Source organism: Capnocytophaga sp. oral taxon 335 str. F0486 (assembly GCF_000277665.1).
Lineage (GTDB): Bacteria > Bacteroidota > Bacteroidia > Flavobacteriales > Flavobacteriaceae > Capnocytophaga > Capnocytophaga ochracea.
Genome location: NZ_AKFR01000034.1, coordinates 1 through 20,655 on the forward strand (window position 1 = coordinate 1; position 20,655 = coordinate 20,655).

At 40.3% G+C, this 20,655-nt stretch carries 15 protein-coding genes; 3 read left to right on the plus strand and 12 right to left on the minus strand.

From position 1 onward, the window contains the following. The 8 genes from HMPREF1320_RS08290 to HMPREF1320_RS08325 form a co-directional block, all read right to left on the minus strand. A partial coding sequence (locus tag HMPREF1320_RS08290) for an Ig-like domain-containing protein (RefSeq protein ID WP_009418392.1) occupies positions 1 to 6,489 on the minus strand: 6,489 nt, incomplete at its 3' end. A 266-nt stretch (positions 6,490 to 6,755) separates the two neighbouring features. Continuing rightward, complete coding sequence (locus tag HMPREF1320_RS08295) at positions 6,756 to 7,454, minus strand: LytR/AlgR family response regulator transcription factor (RefSeq protein WP_009418272.1); 699 nt, start codon at positions 7,452 to 7,454, stop codon at positions 6,756 to 6,758. Beyond that, positions 7,451 to 8,530 (minus strand): sensor histidine kinase, encoded by a 1,080-nt coding sequence (locus HMPREF1320_RS08300; protein WP_009418382.1) that lies wholly within the window; start codon positions 8,528 to 8,530, stop codon positions 7,451 to 7,453. The genes HMPREF1320_RS08295 and HMPREF1320_RS08300 overlap by 4 nt, the downstream gene beginning before the upstream one ends. Positions 8,531 to 8,579: 49 nt before the next feature. Then, positions 8,580 to 9,521: a DUF6268 family outer membrane beta-barrel protein gene (locus tag HMPREF1320_RS08305; protein WP_009418271.1), complete on the minus strand. Its 942-nt coding sequence runs from the start codon at positions 9,519 to 9,521 to the stop codon at positions 8,580 to 8,582. A 133-nt stretch (positions 9,522 to 9,654) separates the two neighbouring features. Then, on the minus strand, positions 9,655 to 10,611 hold the full coding sequence (locus HMPREF1320_RS08310; protein ID WP_009418451.1) for a zinc-binding dehydrogenase: 957 nt from the start codon (positions 10,609 to 10,611) through the stop codon (positions 9,655 to 9,657). A gap of 28 nt (positions 10,612 to 10,639) precedes the next feature. Then, positions 10,640 to 11,350: an ABC transporter ATP-binding protein gene (locus tag HMPREF1320_RS08315; protein WP_009418344.1), complete on the minus strand. Its 711-nt coding sequence runs from the start codon at positions 11,348 to 11,350 to the stop codon at positions 10,640 to 10,642. After that, entirely contained in the window at positions 11,347 to 12,867 is a 1,521-nt protein-coding gene (locus HMPREF1320_RS08320; RefSeq protein WP_009418435.1) for a glycine betaine ABC transporter substrate-binding protein, read from the minus strand. Before HMPREF1320_RS08320 ends, HMPREF1320_RS08315 begins: the two co-directional genes overlap by 4 nt. A 72-nt stretch (positions 12,868 to 12,939) precedes the next feature. Continuing rightward, positions 12,940 to 13,578 (minus strand): NAD(P)H-binding protein, encoded by a 639-nt coding sequence (locus HMPREF1320_RS08325; protein WP_034554424.1) that lies wholly within the window; start codon positions 13,576 to 13,578, stop codon positions 12,940 to 12,942. 131 nt (positions 13,579 to 13,709) lie between these two features. On the opposite strand from HMPREF1320_RS08325, the gene HMPREF1320_RS08330 reads away from it, so the two are divergent. Then, entirely contained in the window at positions 13,710 to 15,284 is a 1,575-nt protein-coding gene (locus HMPREF1320_RS08330) for a Na+/H+ antiporter (RefSeq protein ID WP_009418310.1), read from the plus strand. A gap of 75 nt (positions 15,285 to 15,359) precedes the next feature. On the opposite strand, the gene HMPREF1320_RS08335 is transcribed toward HMPREF1320_RS08330, so the two are convergent. Next, complete coding sequence (locus HMPREF1320_RS08335) at positions 15,360 to 15,707, minus strand: hypothetical protein (RefSeq protein ID WP_015782723.1); 348 nt, start codon at positions 15,705 to 15,707, stop codon at positions 15,360 to 15,362. A 536-nt stretch (positions 15,708 to 16,243) separates the two neighbouring features. Then, on the minus strand, positions 16,244 to 16,828 hold the full coding sequence (locus HMPREF1320_RS08340) for an NUDIX hydrolase (protein ID WP_009418379.1): 585 nt from the start codon (positions 16,826 to 16,828) through the stop codon (positions 16,244 to 16,246). Positions 16,829 to 16,833: 5 nt separating this feature from the next. Here HMPREF1320_RS08340 and pyrE point away from each other — a divergent pair, with 5 nt between their 5' ends. Then, the gene (pyrE, locus tag HMPREF1320_RS08345; RefSeq protein ID WP_034554427.1) at positions 16,834 to 17,475 is read left to right on the plus strand and encodes an orotate phosphoribosyltransferase; all 642 of its coding nucleotides are present in this window, start codon (positions 16,834 to 16,836) and stop codon (positions 17,473 to 17,475) included. Positions 17,476 to 17,493: 18 nt separating this feature from the next. Further along, entirely contained in the window at positions 17,494 to 18,213 is a 720-nt protein-coding gene (locus HMPREF1320_RS08350; RefSeq protein WP_034554428.1) for a carboxypeptidase-like regulatory domain-containing protein, read from the plus strand. Positions 18,214 to 18,264: 51 nt separating this feature from the next. Here HMPREF1320_RS08350 and ftsH read toward each other — a convergent pair whose 3' ends face one another. Continuing rightward, positions 18,265 to 20,223: an ATP-dependent zinc metalloprotease FtsH gene (ftsH, locus tag HMPREF1320_RS08355; RefSeq protein ID WP_009418388.1), complete on the minus strand. Its 1,959-nt coding sequence runs from the start codon at positions 20,221 to 20,223 to the stop codon at positions 18,265 to 18,267. 4 nt (positions 20,224 to 20,227) lie between these two features. After that, positions 20,228 to 20,599 carry a ribosome silencing factor gene (gene rsfS, locus HMPREF1320_RS08360; protein ID WP_009418463.1) on the minus strand — a complete coding sequence of 124 codons (372 nt, stop codon included), beginning with the start codon at positions 20,597 to 20,599 and terminating at the stop codon, positions 20,228 to 20,230. Between the last annotated feature and the right edge of the window lie 56 nt (positions 20,600 to 20,655).

Sequence of the window (20,655 nt, forward strand, 5' to 3'; positions counted from 1 at the left end):
ACCTGGTTGTTTAGGAGTAGCGCCTGTAACTACTGAAATACTTACGGTATTAGTAGTAGCTGTTGCCGTACCAATCTTATCGTTATCAAGTACAGACTTGGTGCTAGTACCAGTAGTGATAGTAAAGGTATCAGGATCAGCTGTGATAGATGGTGTGCCTACTACAATAGTAGCTGTAGTAGTAGCACAATTTCCGCTATTTAGCTTATCACATATTTGGTATACAATAGTGTAAGTACCTGCAGGGGTATTGTTAGGAACAGTTACTTTACCATCGCTATCCAAAGTAGGTGTGTTAGCACCTGGTTGTTTAGGAGTAGCGCCTGTAACTACTGAAATACTTACGGTATTAGTAGTAGCTGTTGCCGTACCAATCTTATCGTTATCAAGTACTGACTTAGTGCTAGTACCAGTAGTGATAGTAAAGGTATCAGGATCAGCGGTGATTGCAGGGTTACCTACTACAACAGTAGCTGTGGTGGTAGCGCAATTTCCGCTGTTTAGCTTATCGCATATTTGATAAACAATAGTGTAAGTACCTGCAGGGGTATTGTTAGGAACGGTTACTTTACCGTCGCTATCCAAAGTAGGTGTGTTAGTACCTGGTTGTTTAGGAGTAGCCCCCGTAACTACTGAAATACTTACGGTATTAGTAGTGGCAGTTGCAGTACCAATCTTATCATTATCGAGTACTGACTTGGTGCTAGTACCAGTAGTAATGGTAAAGGTATCAGGATCAGCGGTGATTGTAGGGGTACCTACTACAACAGTAGCTGTTGCTGTGCCGCAAACTGATACATTTGCAACAGTGCTACAAATTCTATATCCAATATGATAAGTACCCGATTTAGTTCCTGCTGGAACAGTAACAGTACCATTTGCATTAAGTGTAGGCGTTGCAGAACCTGTTGCTCTTACTGCTGGGCTAGTTACAGTTAAACTTACAGTACCTATGGTAGCTGTGCGAGTACCTACTTTATCGTTTACTAATACTGTTTGAGTTGAGGTAGTAGTAACTGAACCGTCAGTAACAGTAAAGGAATCATCTTCCGCTTTTATACTTACCAAAGTAATAGTGCGTGTTTGGGTAGCAGTCTTGCCCAAAGCATCTTTTCCTACAAAGGTTACAGTTACAATACCACTGTTATTGCAAAGGTCGGTAGGTTTTACAGTGTCGTAATTATGAGTAACACTTGCTGAGTTTCCACAGGTATCGGCAGCAGAAGCAGAGTTAAGCCACTGAGTGATACTTGCAGTAGCATTTTGGCAATTTACCACCAAAGGAGCTGGTGTTGTTAAGTTTATTTCTTGAGGGTTAACTTGTACTGTTACTGTTTGAACAGCTTCACAACCGTTATAACGTTTCAACGTAAGTTTATAAGTAACTACAAGAGGAGAGGTGATGTTAGCCCCATTGTATAAGAAAGTAGGAGTTGCTACATTATTTGCTGATAAATATCCTAAGGCATCAACTGGACTTACAGCACTCCAAGTATAACCGGTGTAGGTAGCAGCTGCTACTGGATAAGCAAGTGTTATACTGCTAGTAGCACAAGTAGTAAATGATTGAGTAAGTCCTTCGATAGTAGTAGGAGCAGGTAAAGCACTCACTACATCGCCACAAAGACATACATTATCTTCATTTTTAAGCACTAATAACAATCTACATACTTTATCAGCATCTACTAAGTGGCTTAAACTTCTTTCGGCTGAAGTAACGCCGTTAGCTAAAGTTTCTGTACTAGTATAAGTAGTGAGCTTAGTATCACTAGCGTCTACTTCTTCATTGTTGTTAGCATCATAGTACAAGCTCGTTACTACAGGGCGTGCAGTAAGGGTAGCTGATGTTGTAGCTCCATTAGTAAGTTTGTATGTTACAGTAATTTTCTCTTTGTTGTTTTCAGCCTTAGAGCTTACAGTCACATTGCTAAATGACAACGATGGACGATCATTTTTTATCACCACAATACGACGAAGTGAAGAGTTCACAGTAAAAGCATTACATTTTCCTCCTTGTGCTGTTGAACAAGTAACCCCTGTAACCGTATCTGTAGTAAAGGCAGTAAGTTCTTTAGGGGTAGCACAATCTACAGTTTCATTAGCTTTTTGTCTAATAGTAACATCATACTCAAAAGTATGAGCATTTTTCATTCCTTTAGGAACAGTTACTACTATTTCTTCTTCATTACCCACATTCTTGTCTTCTCCCGTTTTGCGAGTAGGGTCAGCCCAAGAAGTTCCAGGAGTACGTGACTTCATTGCCCCTGAAACAAACTCATACCCCTGAGGTATACGGAAACGCAAGCGGGCATTGTTGCCAATTTCAAAAGTAGGACTACCAGCGTTTATAGTTACGCGTGTGCGGTAGGTAACCCCTGTGTCGCAGGCAGAACCATTGCCACTCACATAAGTTGGGTTGTCAAGGGTTATGCTGTAATCACTGATGTTTACTCCATTAATACCCGCTATAATAGCGCGTGTTTTATCGCCTGTCGCAGGTTTACCGCAGAGATTATTACCTTCAATATCTATATCGAATGAAGAACCTGCAGTAAAATCACAATCAGGATTTACTTTAAAAGTAAGTTTGAATTTACGATTTTCAGCGTTTGTAGGTTCTGATATTGAACCAGGGAGGCTACCTCCTGGTAAGATAGTACTGATATCAAAAGTGTGCTTGAAACCAGTAGTGGTATGCTCAATACGTTTTGTTCCGCTATTTACATAGTATTTTCTACCACTATTGAGAGGGTATTCCACCTCTATATCACTGAAAGTAATACCCGAACCTTGAGTAACTACCAACTTTGCGTCGTAAATATCTCCCTCATCAGCACTGTTGATAATATAACTGTAAGGGGTAGCTGTACACATTGCAATAGATCCCACTTTATCAGGATTGTTTTGACCAGGGTTATTGGCATCGGGAGCTATTTCTTTTTTACTTTTAGCTACTGTAATGTTGTAGGTAAGGCTCTTGTCGCTACAAGTGCTTTGGTAACCTGCTGTAGGGTTGCTGTTACAGTTCCAACCTGCATACACTTTTAGTAGGTGTAAAGGAGCGTCACAATTAGTAATTTTATAAGTTACACGGAAATAACGATTTTCATTCTTTACAATCGTACCATTATTTCCTTTATCACTTAAAAAGAACATTTGTTCACCCGAAATGCTACTTTGGGCTGTATAGGTATATACGTGTGCCTTAGCACTATTAATCTCAGTCAACGAAAGCACCTCTAACCCTGATACATTCGGAATAGACACCCAAGAATAAGGTGCATCTGAAAACGAATTGTTAGATAACTTAAATTCTAATGTTTGCTCTCTTTTGTTAGCTTTTACAGATAGAGCTGTTTGTGCAGTAATATCTATACTTGGCACATCTCTAAATAACAAAGGTGTTTGGTGTTCTGGAATCTCTCCTGTGGTAATTTTTTTACCTCCTTGCGCTGCATAATGGTAATAGAAATCTTCATATTCTAATTTTGATTTTACTAACATATTTGCAGCCTTAGCACTTGCTAAGTCGTTTACAACTTTGGTTTTACAAGTAGCCTGCATAAATAATTTAAAATGGCTATCATACAAGTTGTCTACCGAAATTTCACCTGGAGGCAAGTGTCCTGTTTGTCCTTTTGGTGGATTGGTATAACTATACACTTTGTAAGTGCCATTATCGCTCTCTAATACAAGTTTAGAAATAGGTATTTCTATTCTTACTTCATTAGGATACTTAGATCTATACATATAGACAATCTTATCTACATAATTTACAGAACTAGGTATAGTGAAAGTTGCTTTCTTCACAAGGCGAGCAGGACGAAACTCATCAGTAAAGTAAGTACCTGATGAATTGAACCTACGCGCTGAGTGTACTTGCCAACTACCTATGTCTACAATAGTACAACCAGATAACTTATAATCATTAGTAGCAACAGCTTCATATAATTCTGAGAAATAGAAGGTAGCATATAAATTAGCTCCACAGTGTAACTGTTTAGTATGATAACCTTGTGCATTGATAGCTGTATCGGTAGCTGGATTTTCTAAACGATAGAAAAAGCTCTCTCCTCCTGATTCAACATCTTTAGAACCAGAATAGCTATCTGTTGCATTAGTAAGCTGATAAGTAGCTACAGCAGTAAAAGTGCCATCAGCAAGGATACCCCCTGAAGGCAAGGCAGTAGTAAGATTCCAACGGAAATAGTCTCTATTACCTACAGTAGTTTTAGCGACTACAGAAGCACTTGCTTGTAAAGTAACTGAATGTGTACCTGTGTTGAAAATAATGAATTTAGGTGTTACTCCTGCTTTTTTAGCAAACGAAGCATAGTAATACAAGTTAGTTGTAGTAACATTTAGCTGTTTACCCGTAGAAGTCACCTCAATATCATCTAAGTACAAAGCGCGTTGGCGTTGCAATTCCGATACTTGAGAACGTTGTGCACGAGTAGTCATAGTGTGATCAGTCCACCCATAAGAGTTATCGGCACGTTCTACTTTAGTGCTTAACATTTGAGGGCCATTTACGCCACAAGGTGATGGACAAACTGTAATAATTGACTTATTTGTTATACAAACAAGAGGAATTTCGGCATAAACATTAGTTGCATCGTTTTTATCTAAATACCAAACAGAATAATCTAACTTTACATTAGCACCAGAACAATTTTCTAATACTACATCAAAAGTGATATAACCATATTTATCATCAGGAGTAGTATAGATGAAAGTAGTTCCTGCAGCTGCATTATTTAAAGTAACTGCGGGCTTAGTGGAAGTTCCATAAGCATTAGCTTCATAGAATTTTACATTTTTTAAAGCAACCCCAGCAGGAAGTTTTATTTCATATTTGTATTTTTTATCACTATTCTTGCTGCTTTCTTGTCCTTTTTGACGTTGGTTTGCATAAAATCCTGATGTATTGAAACTTGCCATAATATAACCTGATGCAGGAACATTAGGTAACAACTGATTAGGGAATTTTGAACTATCACCTACACTGCTCAATAAACGTGTGAAAGTATACGAGTTTATAAAAGCATCTTTACGAGGAGCTACTGTGCCACATACACTATTAGCATAGATATAAGTAGCAGGAGAAATATTCAAACCATTAACAGAATTACTCATCAAACAGCTTATACCTTCATTTTTCACATAATCAAAATGCAAAGTAAAGGCAGCGTCTTTCTTAAGTTCTCCTCTAAAACCATCACCATCGGCATCGGTAAAACCAAAATCCTTACTACCATAAATAGCATCAGTAGCACTCAAAGCAGGAATTTTACTAAAATCTATTACAAGTTTACCGTTTGCTCCATTTGGACTGCTAAGAGCGGCTTGTGGAATAGTAAGTTCAGTACCATCAGTAGCTACTAATTTAATGTTAGCAGGTTTATGGGTAATAAATTTTTGTCCATTCCAACGTTCAGCCAAATCAAGAACTACATTATATGCAGTAGGGTTGGCTCCAGAACCATTATTTTTGTATTTTAGAGTGAAACTACCTAAAGTATTTCCTGTAAGCCCTTCTTTCCAAGTGAAATAAGTGCTATTTTTGTCTGTTTGTAACTCTATAGAGGGAGTGCCAGTATTGATATTTAAAGTTTTCTTAGCAGGATCACTCTTTTCAAAAATATCAGTATGACTTATACCCCAATAGCTATCGTACTGAATTTCACGGTTAGCATCACATTTGCTCACCGTATAGTTCTCACGTATTTTAACATCTTTATTGTGAGATAGATTAGCCGCAGATATTTTATATAGAGGTTTGCCTGCATTGGGGTAACCTGCAGGTACTGTACCTACAGGAGTAAGACGCTGATAAGTACCACCACCTTTATCATATTCTACCCAATTGCCAGTAACATTGGTGGGGTAGATGATAGAAAAATATATATCACGAACAGTACCATATCCCGTATTGCGAATTGCAAAAGGTTTGGTATGTGTACCGATAGAATTTTCCTGTCTTTCCTCAGGTTGTTGCACTGTAAGTGTAGGGCGTACCAACTGATAAGCTGTTTCATTTTGCTTAGCAGGAGAACTCTTTCCATCTATTTTTAAGATTGCGCTATCGTGCAATCCGTCACCAAGATTGGGGTTAGACAAAATAGCTTTGGTAACCTTGCGTTTAAGAGTTACAGTTACAGCATTTCCACCAGTAGCACTAATTGTGAAAACTGGTTTGTTAGGATCGGTAGAGCCACTTTTGAGGGAGACAGTCGCTCCTGTAGCAGCTACAGAACTAGCTACGTACTCAATTCCCTTAGGAAGAGAGACCTCTAATTCGGCACTATTCTTCCCAGCGGGCATATTGAACGTAATAGTGAGTGCACCTGCAGAAAAGTCGGTAGTATTTGCAAAATGTACCGGATTTTCGGCTATGACACCATTAATTGTTTGTGCAGAGGTATTGGTTATCCATAGCAACAAAACAAAACTAAACAACCTAATGAGTTGATTTTTTAGTGATTGCATTTATTCAATTTTTAGTTAAATCTATAAAAAGCCATTGTTGTTGGCTATAAAAAATTTTTGGGCGCGAAAGTACTGTCAAAAAATGATATAGCAAAATATATTAAGAGAATTTAACAGTTAGTAAACTTATAGCATTCTAAGTGTAGAGAAATATTGTTTAGCCCGGATTCATAGTTTAGCCCATTGATAAATACAAAAAAATCCCACCTTATTACAAGCGGGGAAGAATGAAAGAGATGATGTAACACACCTATTAAAACACTTTATTATTCTTTCAATTGTGCCAAAAACTCTTCTTGATACGTCCTGCCAATAGGAATTTCCGTCTCACCTACATACATAAACTGGTGGGTGTAGGACGTAACGTGTTGTATATTCACTACAAAACTCTTATTGACGCGTACAAATACCGACTCGGGGAGCTGGCTATGTACGTTTTTGAGATTGATCCACGTGATGTAGCGGTCAGTAAAGGTGTGGATAATCACGTAATCTTTCAATGCTTCTATATATAGGATGTCGTTATGAGGAATACGATAATTGCGCCTATTGGCACGAACGCTAATGCATTGGGTATCGATGGCTTCAAAATCGGTTTTCTGCTGAGAGAGTAGCTGGAGATAACTTTCGGCTTTGGTAACGGCTTTTTTGAAGCGCTCAGGGGTGATGGGTTTCACTAAATACTCGAGAGCATCTACTTCATAACTGTCTAAGGCATATTGGCTGTAGGCGGTAGTAAATATTACCAAAGTTTGTTCGGGTAAGGTTTTAGCGAACTCCAAGCCGTTTACACCAGGCATCTCTATATCCAAAAAGAGTAGGTGTACTTCGTTCTTTTTCAGAAAGTCGGCAACACCTACTGCATTTTTGAAAGTACCAACTACCTTCAAGTTGCTGTATTGCCTTACAAGGCGCTCCATACCGATACGGGCTAAGGGTTCATCGTCTATTATCAAACAATTCATAGTTGTAGAGCTAAGGTTACTATATATTCTTGTGGTAAACGCTCTTGTGACAAGCTAAAACGATCGCCATAGAGCAGTTCTAACCGCCGGCGTAGGTTATTTAATCCTATACCGCTGAATTTTTGTTGAGGATTAGGTTGCAAAGGTACGGAATTGCGTACTGAAAAGTGTAACCATCCCTCTTTTTGTTCGCATTTCATATAGATGTAGGTAGGAGCAAGGGCATCAATACTGTGTTTTACAGCGTTTTCGGCTAAGATAAGCAATATGTTAGGAGGCAGTTGTATGCCTTGTATATTCTTTTCGTTGTAAGTAATCTCATAAGTAAAATCATCGCGACGCATTGCTTCCAAAGAGAGAAAATCAGAGAGAAAACACAATTCCGAAGAGAGGAAAACTCGCTCTTCGTGCGATTGATAGAGCAAATGTCGCAGAAAATCGGATAGTTTTGCGATGCTATACGAGGCTTTTTCGGGGTCGATATATAACAAAATGCTGATACTATTGAGCATATTGAACAAAAAGTGCGGTTGTATCTGGCTGCGGAGGGCTTGTAGCTCACTTTTGGTAGCTTGTTGCTCTAATTCTTGCATCTTTTCGGTGTTTTTTATCCACAATTGGAATATTTTTATGAGTGTGGATAGCATTATAAAGGGCAACAAACTCAATAATGAAAAGATAAATAGGGTAGGGATAGGCAAAGCTATTGCCTTTTTAAGGTCTTCACTGATAACATACTCTCTCCATACTACTGTATTTAGGTAATAGGTAATCACTTGGCAAATAAGGAGAACCCCTATAAGGCTAAAGGCATAGATAACAAGCTTTCCCCTAAACAAAAAGCGCGGAATAAGCACATAGATATTTAGGTAAAAAACCACCGTGATAATCATACATCTCTCTATCCAATCCAATTGGTCTACAAAGCCTTGATATGCGCCCCACTCTTTAGTAATTAGGAAAAACAATAGCATTGATACACAAGCGGTTATATGCCGATAGATGCGATATCTATCGGCAATAAGAAACTGTAAGAAGAGATTGTTTTTTAGAAATTTATAGGGATTTTCGTCCATAGTTTCTATTTGGTAAAGTCATACCTTTTTAGGTTTTTGAACCCTGTTATTAGTTTCCTCCAATTGTAATCCCCGCCGAAAGGTAAAAAGCAGGATTGAACTGACTGGAACGAGGGGTGCCATCTTCATTTTTAGCTTCGGATTTGAACATCGCAGAGAGTTTGCGCTCTTGATATACACCCGAACGCAAAAAGTTAGCCCCTGATATAATAGGAATACTTAGGTGTTTACTAATTTTAAACTCAGGTTGCAAACCTGTGATAATATTCTGTTGGGTGAAAATTTCCTTTCGTCCGTTGCGTTTTAAGTAAGTGGCATAACCTCCCACATTAGCAACTAATTTCAGGTTAAAGTTGTCGCTAAAGTTATACCCAAAAGCAATTTTTGCTCCATCAATAGAAGCAGCTTCTATAGTGAATTTATCGGCAAAACCACCTTTGTATTTAACATAAAGGGCAGGGAATAGCATAGGGTAACCAAAAGTGTTATTAAGGGCGGCACCTCCCCCTATTTCGAGGTTGGGTTTCCAGTGCCATATAAACACTACAGCGCCATTGGCTACTACATTTTCACCTATGTGAATAGACGAAAGACGATTTTCGGGGGTATAGCTTCCTACACCGAGTGCCATTAGCATAGACCGACGTTCTTTCAACGGACGTAAGTGAAGCACTGTTGCTCCCAAGTTCATCACCTCTGAAGGGAGTTCTTTCCCGATAGGAAAGTTGTGGTTGTTCATCTTTACAAAGGTGCCGTTAAGCCCTACACCCCACACGGTAGGTCGCTGGTAAGGGTCTTCATCCTCAGGGGTTTGCATAGAGAGGGGCACCAAAGCCCCCACAGAGTAAATCATCGCTGAACCATCGCCTATATTGCTATCGCTTACTGCATCGTAGAACTTGGAATTGCTCATATACTCTGCTTTTACACTGATTTGCGCTGAAACACTTACCACAAAGAGCAGTGCTATAAAAGTTATTATTTCTTTCACTATAATAAAGATTTAAGTATTACAGTGGCAAAAGTACAGAAAAACGGATTGTTAGAAGATGAAAGAGCTGTTTTTCTATACCAAAAGCAGGAATTGCTATATTAATAAGCTGATTCAATGATTTGTTGATTAGCTAATTTAGCACTACTACTTTGCCATAGCCTGCACTGCTTTCGACGTATTGGTGGGCAGCGACTATATCTTCTAAGGCAAATACTTTTTCGGGGGCTACGGGTACGTGGTATTGCTCGATATAGGCAAATAATGCCCTTATCTTTTCGGCATTTACGCTACCTGAATAGAAGGTAGTAAGGTAGGCATTGTGCAGGAGGTCGCGGGTGGGGTCAAAATCTTCTAAATACCATTTGCCTCCTAACAGTCCGGTAGAGCAGATAATGCCATATTCTTTTATATGGGCAAAAGAATCTTTAATGCTGGCAGGACCTACTAATTCTAATATTTTATCGAAACGCTCCTCGGTAGCTAAAGTGTTATCGGTATCGGTGATGATGGCATCATAGCCTAAACGCAAGAGGGTAGCTGTTTTTTCAGCATTATCACCTCTGATAGAGCCTACTACCCTAAGGGCTGGGTATTGGGCTTTTACAAGGCGCAAAAAGGCTATCCCAACCCCACTAGCAGCCGCGCGTACTAACACGGTATCCGTAGGTTTGATTTGCAAATTCTGCATAGAGCCAAAAGCGGTGTAGTAGGTTTCGGGTACCGCGGCGAGGTCGTCCCAACTAAGGGAGGTGGTTATAGGATATACCTGCGCATTGGGCAAGAGGGTATATTCGGCATAACTGCCGTCAAAAGCTCTGCCCATTTCGCCCATTAGCGATACAACGGTTTGCCCAACGCTAAGTGTAGGGCTGGTGGTAGCTTCGACTACCCCTACGCACTCAATGCCTAAGATACGCGGGAATACGACTGAGGGGGAATGCCCTTGCCGTGTGAATATCTCGGAACGGTTGATGCCAAAGCCTTTTACTTTTACTAACGTCCACCCTTCTTTTAGCGTAGGGATAGGACGTTCTTCTACTTGTAATTGGTGGGCATCGCCTGCTTGGTAAATAACAATTGCTTTCATTTGTATAATGTGATAATTTGCCTATATATCAGTTTGCTAATTGTTTAACAAACTCATTGGCAGGGTGTTGTTTTATCATTTTTGGGGTGTCGTATTGCTGAATGATACCCTTATTCAGCACTAATACTTTGGAGCCAAGAGTTAAGGCTTCGGTGATGTCGTGGGTGACGAACACTATGGTAACCCCTGTTTGCTGATGTAGTGCTTTGAGCTCTCGCTGGAGTTGCTGGCGAGTGATGCTATCCAACGCCCCAAAAGGCTCGTCCATTAAGATGATAGAGGGGCTTGCCGCTAAGGCACGAGCGATACCCACCCGCTGCTGCTGTCCGCCCGAAAGCTGGTGAGGGAATCGGTTGGCGAGTTCGGGGGGAAGGTTTACCTGTTGTAGTTTTTCGGTTACAATGCGCTCTATATCGGTTTTGGAGTACTTTTTTAGGTGGAGTACATAGGCTATATTCTCGGTAACTGTGAGGTGAGGGAAGAGGATATTCCCTTGAATTACATAGCCTATGTTGCGGCGTAGGGCAATGAGGTCTTCTGCTAAAATATTCTTGCCATTAATATGTATTTCGCCCTTATTGGGTAATACCAATCCGTTTATCATTTTTAGTACGGTGGTTTTGCCAGAGCCTGAAGTGCCTATGATAGTGAGGAAAGTACCGCTTTCAATAGTGAGGTTGAAGTCGGGAATGATTTCCTTGCCGTTATAGCTTTTGTATATGTGGGTGAATGTTATCATTGTTGTGGGTGTAAAAGTCCTTTTTGTAGCAGGTAGTTTTTGGCTACTTCTTCGGGTCGTTTTCTCTCGGTTTCTACTAAAAAGTTGAGGTGCGCCATCGTGGCATCATCAATGAGGTTGTTGAGTTTTTTTAGGGTGGTGCGCAGGGCGGGGTAAGTGGTGAGCAACTCGGTACGTACAACCGTTCCTGCCTTATAAGAGGGGTAGAGATTGCGGTCGTCTTGGAGTACAACAACCTCACTTACAGAAAGCTGCCCATCGGTAGTGAATACTACCATAGCATCAATCTTCTTATCGCGTATGGCTTGGTATTTTAGTCCGATGTCCATATCTATTACTTTGCCAAAGTGGATGCCATAGACTTCTTGGAGTTGCTTATAGCCGTCCTCACGCTCGAAGAAATCATATTCAGCGCCAAAGATAAGCTGGTGGCTCACCTTAGCCAAATCGGTAAAGGTTTTGAGCTGGTATTGCTGTGCTATCTGTTTGTTCACGGCTAAGCCATAGGTATTGTTAAAGCCGTATAAATTTGCCCATTCTAAACCGTATTGTTTTTTGTAGGCATCTTCTAAGATAGAGAACTTATCATCTTGGTAAGGGTCTTTGTGCTTCAGTACTGCTTCCCACGAAGTGCCGGTGTATTCGGGGTACATATCAAAGCCACCGCGCAGCATAGCAGGGTGAATGTTGGAGGTGCCGCCCCCAACGCCATTGGTGAGGCGTACCGAAAGCCCTGTGTCCTGCTCGATAAGCAAGGCAAGCATTTGCCCCAATAGGTAACTTTCGGTCATCGGTTTGGTAGCGATATGTATATCCTTTGTTTTCTTGGGTGAAAGCACGAAGAAAAGAGTGATGAGCAGTGCCAAAATTCCTATCCCTACCAGCTTTAGCGGATTGCGCTTATAGGCAACTTCACGGTGCACTAATCGTTGCTCTACTTTTGCTAAGAAGAAATCGAACCCCAAAGCTAAGAGAGCAATGAGGACACTGCCTACTAAAGTCATCGCACTATTATTGGTAGTGATACCGCGATAGATAGCTACCCCCAAGCCCCCAGCTCCTACAAACGAAGCGATACCTGCCAGCGCAATGGTCATAGTAACCATATTGCGAATGCCCGACATTAGCACGGGGAGGGCTAAGGGGAGTTTAATTTTCCAGAGCAGCTGCCAGCGGGTGCTACCCATAGCCTCGGCTGCCTCAATAATAAGTGGGTTGATGTGTGTAATACCCGTATAAGTGCTACGGATAATAGGTAGCAAGGCATAGAGTATCAGGGCGATAAGGGCTGTAAGGTTGCCTACCCCTGTAATGGTGATAAAGAAACCTAACAAGGCGATAGAGGGAATTGTATAGAGTACATTCACTGCTCCCAAGAGCCAAGCGGCATACTTGCGGTACTCGCTGATAAAGATGCCTAATAGCACCCCTACAATGGTAGCGATAACTATGGCTGATAGCGAGATAAGCAGGTGCTCGGCAGTGAGATGCAGGAAGAAAGGGAGTTCTTGTAACATTAGTGAATAGGGAAAGATAAAAAATAACTTCTGAGGACAAAGATAGAAATAATTTACCGATTTACCAATTTACTATAACTCAAAAATTTTATTTAAAGCAAAGGTAAAAGTTCCTTTAGGAGAGTTGTATACTGCCGATAGCATTTTTTCGGCTAATATTTCGGTAGGCATAGGGCGGTAACGTTTTAAAATGCCTAATTTGTTTAAAAAGTTAATAGTTTTCACCGAAAGATTCTCACCTCCTCTATCGTTGTTAGAGCGAATGAGTACAGAGGGCTGAAAGATAAGCAAGCGCGGAAAGTTAAGTTTTTTAACTGCCTCTTCTAAAGCCCCTTTCATACGGTTGTAGAACAATTTAGACTGCGCTGTAGCTCCTGCTGCCGAAACGAGTACAAAAGTAGGTACTCCATTGGCTTTACACTGCTGGGCAAAGGCGTACTGATAATCGTAATCCACGCGCCATTGTGCCTCCTTGCTACCTGCCACGGCTAAGGTAGTTCCCAAGCAAGAAAAAGCCACATCGCCGTGCAGCAAATCTGACCACGCCTCAGGGGTATCAAAATCAACCACGTGAGCGTATAGCTTGGGGTGACTGATACTCATAGGCTTACGCACAAAACTATGTATTTCGCTATAAGTGTCGTCGGCTAAAAGTTGTGTTACTAAATCTTTTCCGGTAGCGCCTGTAGCGCCGATGATAAGGGCTTTCATTTTTAGGTAAGGGATAAGAGTTAAGAGGTGATTTGTTGTGCTGTATAGGGTGCAAAGATACAAAAAAATACTCATCGGTTATGAATGAAAAGTATTTTTTACTATTTTTGTCGCCTCATAATTAATGAACTATGGTGCAATACTTCCCTTACTTATTACTTTTGATGGTGGCTATTATGCTGCTTATAATGCTGGCTAACCGACTTAAAGTGGCATATCCTATTCTTTTGGTGTTAGGAGGATTGGCAATTAGCTTTATTCCCAATGTCCCAACCATTACACTGAATCCTGATTTGGTGCTCATCATCTTCCTGCCTCCACTCTTATATGCTGATGTTTTTTCGCTATCACTGAAAGAGATGTGGAAGTGGCGCCGCATTATCTTTAGCTTTGCCTTTATTGTAGTTTTTATTACGGCTGCTGCGGTGGCGTGGGTAGCCAATATGGTATTCCCTGGGTTTTCATTGGCGTTAGGTTTCCTTTTGGGGGGCGTGATAGGCTCTACCGATGCCGTGAGTGCTTCCTCGATAATGAAGTTTGTAAAGGTACCCAAACGCATTTCAACCATCATAGAGAGTGAAAGTTTGCTCAACGATGCTTCATCCCTGATTGTATTTAGGTTTGCCGCTTTGGTAGTTACTACCGGTCAGCTGGTGTGGACGGATATGGCTTTGAATTTCCTTTGGGTAGTTATTGGGGGAACGCTTATAGGCTTGGCAGTAGCGTGGGTGATGCGCAAGCTACACAGATTCCTCCCTACCGATGCTAATATGGATATTATCCTTACCCTTATTGCTCCTTATATAATGTATATTGTAGCTAACGAGGTAGGGGCGTCCGGAGTGTTGGCAGTAGTGGCTGGGGGTATGTATATGTCGTTCCACCTTACTAGTATTCTTGCTGCCTCCACACGCAACAAAGGGGTGGCGGTATGGGATATTTTAGGTTTTGTGCTCAACGGACTTGCCTTTATGCTGATAGGACTTGCTTTGCCTGAAGTGCTGATAGGTATAGAAGCCGAAGGTATGAGTCTTGCCACTGCTACCAACTACGGACTGCTCATCACAGGGGTAGTAGTAGGGGTACGACTGCTATCATCTTATGGAGCTATACTCATTACTCAAGTAATGAAACACTTCATAACAGTAGCCGACAGGCGGAACCCTGGCTTTCGGGTACCTTTGGTACTAGGGTGGGCAGGAATGCGCGGGGTGCTTTCACTTGCCGTAGCACTTTCTATCCCTCTTACCTTAGAGAATGGCGAGCCTTTTCCGCATCGCAACCTCATTCTCTACATTACTTTTATAGTGATATTGGTAACTCTACTCGTGCAAGGGCTTAGCTTGCCAGCACTTATCCGTTGGGCTAAATTCCCTGATTATGAAGACCATATTCCTGAAGCTGAAGCTGAGAGCCTTATTAGGAAATCATTAGCACAAGCGGCTTTGGATTATATGCAAGAGCATTACAAAGAAGGAATTACTGATAGTTTTTTGTTACAGAATCAAAAAGATATATGGCAATACCAACTCGATTTGCCTAAGAGCAATACTACCCCCGAAGTGCGAAAGAAATACATCGCTATTTTGCATCATCAGCGGGAAATATTGCACCAACTGAATAAGAATCCACGTATTGATGAAGAACAAATACGCAATTTCCACCGACAGTTGAATTTAGAAGAAGAAAAATGGGAGATGAATTAGTTAATTTGCCGATTTGCGAATTTGTCTTGCAGGCGCGAGCGTGTCGCTCGTACCCTCAGAACATATTGTTTTATATTAATCAGTTTCTTTTTCGTATTTGCCTCCGTGAAAGTATTCGTAAGCACTCACTTCCAATTCCCCGCAATCAGAAATAAGGCACCCTTCTTCATCGTATATACTATAAACTTGCTGTATGTTGCCTATGGGGCATTCACCGTCTAAGCCTAATAGCACGCTGTAAAACACATCGTTCAACAATAGGTCAATCACTGCTTCTAATTGTTCTTTTTGAGTACTGCTCAGTGCCATTTCTTTTATTTTGGTATTTACAGCTGAAGGATAGTCTGGTTGTACCTGAAAGCACGACTTTAAAAACTCTAGCTTTTCAATATAAAAATTCTTTGCAAATTCGTCTGAGGTCATAATGTTAATTTGTTAATTAGCTGATATGTCTATTTGTTCGGTTTCTCCAAAAATATATTTAGCAAAGTGTTGTTATAAAGTCATAAAAATTGATTAATAGAATTAAATGACGCAAAGATGCCAAAATTGTGTGTGATGTTATTATTATACCATATAGAAATTGTCTTTTACTCTTAGCTGTTGGTAGTCTTATTCCTCACTTTACGGAAGAAGAATTGGTTACCGACTTTTCCCGAAGACCCTTCTGTTAGGCAGATGTTTTTTATTTTTGCCATAGTTTACTTAGAGTTTAGAGGTTAGGCTTTAGGACTATATTAGTGGTACAAAGGTAAGGACAAATTTTCAATTGATAATTAACCATTGACAATTAACCGTTTGAAATAGTGATTGCATTTCAGTGATATTCGCTATAACTCCGTTTAGTGTTCGGTGTAGAGCCACTGTAGACCCACTGAAGATTCAATGTAGCTTCGGTATAGGTAGTAATAAAAAGGCACAAGCGTTTTGCTCGCGCCAGCTGTGGGAGAAAATCTTTGCTAATTGAATAGCTTCTGAATATTCTTATACGAATCCTTCACCAACTCGCGTACCTCTGCCTCGTCTTTCCAACACGCTTTTTCTATATCTTCTTCGGTTTGAGGTACCAATTTCTTCTTAAAGGTAGTAGTCATATCATACCAATAGGTCTCTTTCAAAAAATATTGCCCATCGCGTTTGAATATGTGATAAGTAATCATTCGGAAGCGCTGGATAAGCAGTTTTTTAACACCTGTTTCTTCCTCTACCTCACGCAAAGCACAAGTAGCGATATTTTCGCCCTTTTCTTTCTTTCCTTTGGGCAAATCCCACTTGCCGTGACGCTTAATCATCAGTACTTTTCCTTCCTGATTATACACAATGCCACCCCCTGCTTTTATGGTAGGAATAAGTTGCTTAAATTTCTTCATAAGTTTCTCTTCCTTAGGGTGATATAAGTAGATTTTTTCTACCTCTTTTCGCTTGAGTTCCTCCAAGATAACATCAAGAGTAATGTCTTTTATTGAAAAACATTTGACGTTCTCAATATTTTCTCGTACATTTGTCAAAATAATCGACTTTTCGTCTAAAAATATTTCATACATAACCTATGATTTTAGATAGTATTACGGCACAAAATACCGCTGAATTTTTATTGCAAATTAACGCAATTAAATTGAATTCTGAAAATTATTTTACTTGGACGAGCGGTTGGAAGTCACCAATTTATTGCGATAACCGTATAATCCTCTCATTTCCAGAGGTTCGTTCGTACTTTGCAAGCGTATTGGCAAGAGGCGCAAAAGAGAAATTTCCCGAAGTACAAGTCATTGCAGGAGTAGCTACGGGAGCTATTGGTATCGGTATGTTGGTAGCTAATGCTCTCCAATTGCCTTTCGTGTATGTGCGTCCTGAACCTAAAAAACACGGCAGACAAAACCAAATTGAAGGTTTTTTGCGCTCTGAACAAAAGGTAGTAGTGGTAGAAGACCTGATAAGTACCGGAATGAGTAGCCTTAATGCGGTAAAAGCCCTACGCGATAGTGGTGCTGAGGTATTGGGAATGGTAGCCCTTTTCTCTTATAATTTTGATGTAGCCAATAAGCGTTTTACCGAGGAAAAGGTACCGCTTTACACTGCCGGCGATTACGACAGTCTATTAGAAAAAGCCTTGCTTTTTGGTCGTATCAAAAAAGAAGATTTAGAGATGCTCCAGCAATGGCGCAAAAGTCCGGATACTTGGAAACAGTAAAATATTCATAGTGATTTTATGAAATATCTAACAATTATATGGTTGTTTTTCAGTGTAGGAGCCTTTGCACAAAAACAAGTACTTGGTAGAGTGGTGCGTGATACAATACCCTTGTCAGGAGCGCACGTGATGAATCTTTATACCAATGCTGTTACTACTACTGATGCCAATGGTTATTTTACACTAAAAGCAAGTGAACGTAATACTTTGCAAATTACTTTTGTAGGAATGCAAACTGTTTATCGCACTCTTACAAAAGCTGATTTTGGTTTCGGAGGAGTTTTAATACAGATGAAAGAACAGGTCAATCAGCTTGATGAGGTTGAAGTATCAAAATATCAAGGGGTTTCTGCTCAAAGGTTAGGTATTTTACAGCACACTCCTGTAGAGCGTACTTTTGCTGAAAAACGTTTGTATAGTGCTACTCATAGTGCAGGAGGAAATTTATTAAGCATTGATTTACTCATTAATACTATAAGTGGACGAAAGAAGCTCTTAAAGAAAATTGTAGCCAATGAAAAGAATTTAGCTGTCGCTAGCTATATACGTGAAAATATGAAAGTCTTTCTACAAAAAGAACTTAAACTAAACGAAGAGGAAATAGACGTTTTAGCCTATTATGTAATGGAGAGAACCGAGTTCCACGATCTTGTAAGGAAGAAGGAAAATAAGCAAATGGAGTTTATGCTTATAGAAGCGTGGGGTGAGTATCAAAGATTAGCAAAAGCAGAAAAATAAAGAATAAAAAAGATGTATCAAAGAGAATTTGATACATCTTTTTTATTGTAATTACGATACAACTTCTGAGGATTTATCTTCTTCCTCCTCAATAATATCGTGTAGGTCTTTAAACTTGCGCTTACCAAAGATATTTTCAAGATCTTCGCGGAAGATTACTTCACGTTCTAAGAGCAAGTTTGCCAAAGTAGTAAGCTTATCCTTATTCTCGGTGAGAATATCAATAGCACGCTGATATTGTTCTTCTATAATCTTAGAAATCTCTTCATCTATTAGGTGTGCTGTTTTCTCACTATAAGGTTTGGTAAAACTATAATCGGCTTGGGCTGAATCGTAATAAGTAAGGTTACCTATCTTGTCATTAAGCCCATAAATGGTTACCATTGCACGCGCTTGTTTGGTTACCTTCTCAAGGTCGCTGAGAGCACCTGTAGAAATCTTATCGAATATCACTTTCTCTGCAGCTCTACCGCCAAGGGCAGCACACATCTCATCGAGTATCTGTTCAGTACGCACTATTTGGCGTTCTTCTGGTAAATACCAAGCCGCGCCTAACGACTGTCCGCGAGGCACGATAGTTACTTTTACAAGTGGTGCGGCGTGTTCTAAGAGCCAACTTACAGTAGCGTGACCTGCTTCGTGGAAGGCTATTGTCTTGCGTTCTTCGGGAGTAAGGATTTTAGTTTTCTTCTCCAAACCACCTACAATTCTATCCACTGCATCAAGGAATTCTTGTTTGCTTACCGCTGTTTTACCTTTACGTGCTGCAATAAGAGCAGCTTCATTACATACATTAGCAATATCAGCGCCAGAGAATCCTGGGGTCTGTTTTGCTAAGAAGTCTATATCTAATGTTTCTGCTGTTTTGATAGGTCGCAAATGTACTTCAAATATCTGTTTGCGCTCATTTAAGTTAGGAAGCTCCACATAAATCTGACGGTCGAAACGTCCTGCGCGCATTAGTGCTTTATCGAGGATATCAGCGCGGTTAGTGGCTGCCAATACGATAACATTAGTATGTGAACCAAAACCGTCCATCTCGGTAAGGAGTTGGTTGAGAGTATTCTCACGCTCATCATTAGCTCCCGTCATTACATTTTTACCACGAGCACGACCTATAGCATCAATTTCATCAATAAAGATAATGCAAGGAGACTTTTCTTTAGCTTGCTTGAAAAGGTCGCGCACACGAGAGGCACCTACCCCTACGAACATCTCTACAAAGTCAGAACCAGAGAGTGAGAAGAAAGGTACTTGGGCTTCACCTGCTACAGCTTTCGCAAGAAGAGTTTTACCTGTACCAGGAGGACCTACTAATAGGGCTCCACGCGGTATTTTACCTCCTAATGAAGTGTATTTATCGGGGTTTTTGAGGAAGTCTACAATCTCTTGTACTTCTTCTTTTGCTCCCTCTAAGCCTGCTACATCTTGAAAAGTTACACGCGTTTCTTTCTTTTCATCGAATACACGCGCCTTAGATTTACCAATGCTGAAGATACCACCAGCTCCTCCGCCTCCTGCCATACGACGCATTATGTAAATCCATAAGCCTATGATAACTATAAAAGGCAAAATAGAGAACAGCAAATCGCCGAAGATATTTTGCTGGGTTTTGTTCTCACGAGTAGTGCTGAGATTGTTATCTTTTACAATTTGGTCAAATCGGTTTTCGAAATTACTCAAATCGCCTAATTCAAAACGATATTGGGGTACGTCGCCTGCGTTAGCACCTTGCATAAAGGTATTTCCCGTAGGTTTTACCTCTTTGTGCTCTTCTTTTTTAAGAGCATCAGGGGTGAGATATACATTAGCTTCTTTATGGTTTAAGATGATGATTTTGGATACATCACCATTGCTAAGGTATTCCTCAAATTTAGATTGCGGAATCTCTTTGGGTTGTGACCAAAAACTGGCTCCTGAATAATAATTAAAACCTATAAGTATCAGCAGTAATATGGCATATAACCAATAGGCTGAAAAACGAGACCCGTTGCTTTTATTGTCCGACATATTTTTAATAGTTAGTTTCTAAGTTGATAATTTTAGCGTCTCCCCAAAGTCCTTCGAGGTCGTAATGCTCACGTATTTTTGTTTGGAAGATATGCACCACTACATCCACATAATCGATGAGTACCCACTCGGCATTAGCTTCACCTTCTACGTGCCACGGGTGTTGATGACCTTCGGCTTGACTCACTACCTTTTGGATAGCACCAGAGATAGCCGACACTTGGGTATTAGAAGATCCATTGCACAAAATAAAATAATCGCACACGGTATTCTCTACCTCGCGCAAATCCATAATGGTAATATCGGTTCCTTTTACTTTTTCTATACCAGCTATAATATTGCTAATAAACTGATTTGATGATATTTCCTTATTCAATGTTCTTTATTTTTACAGTTTAAACTTGTTATATCTCTCTTGAAAGCGTGCAAAGA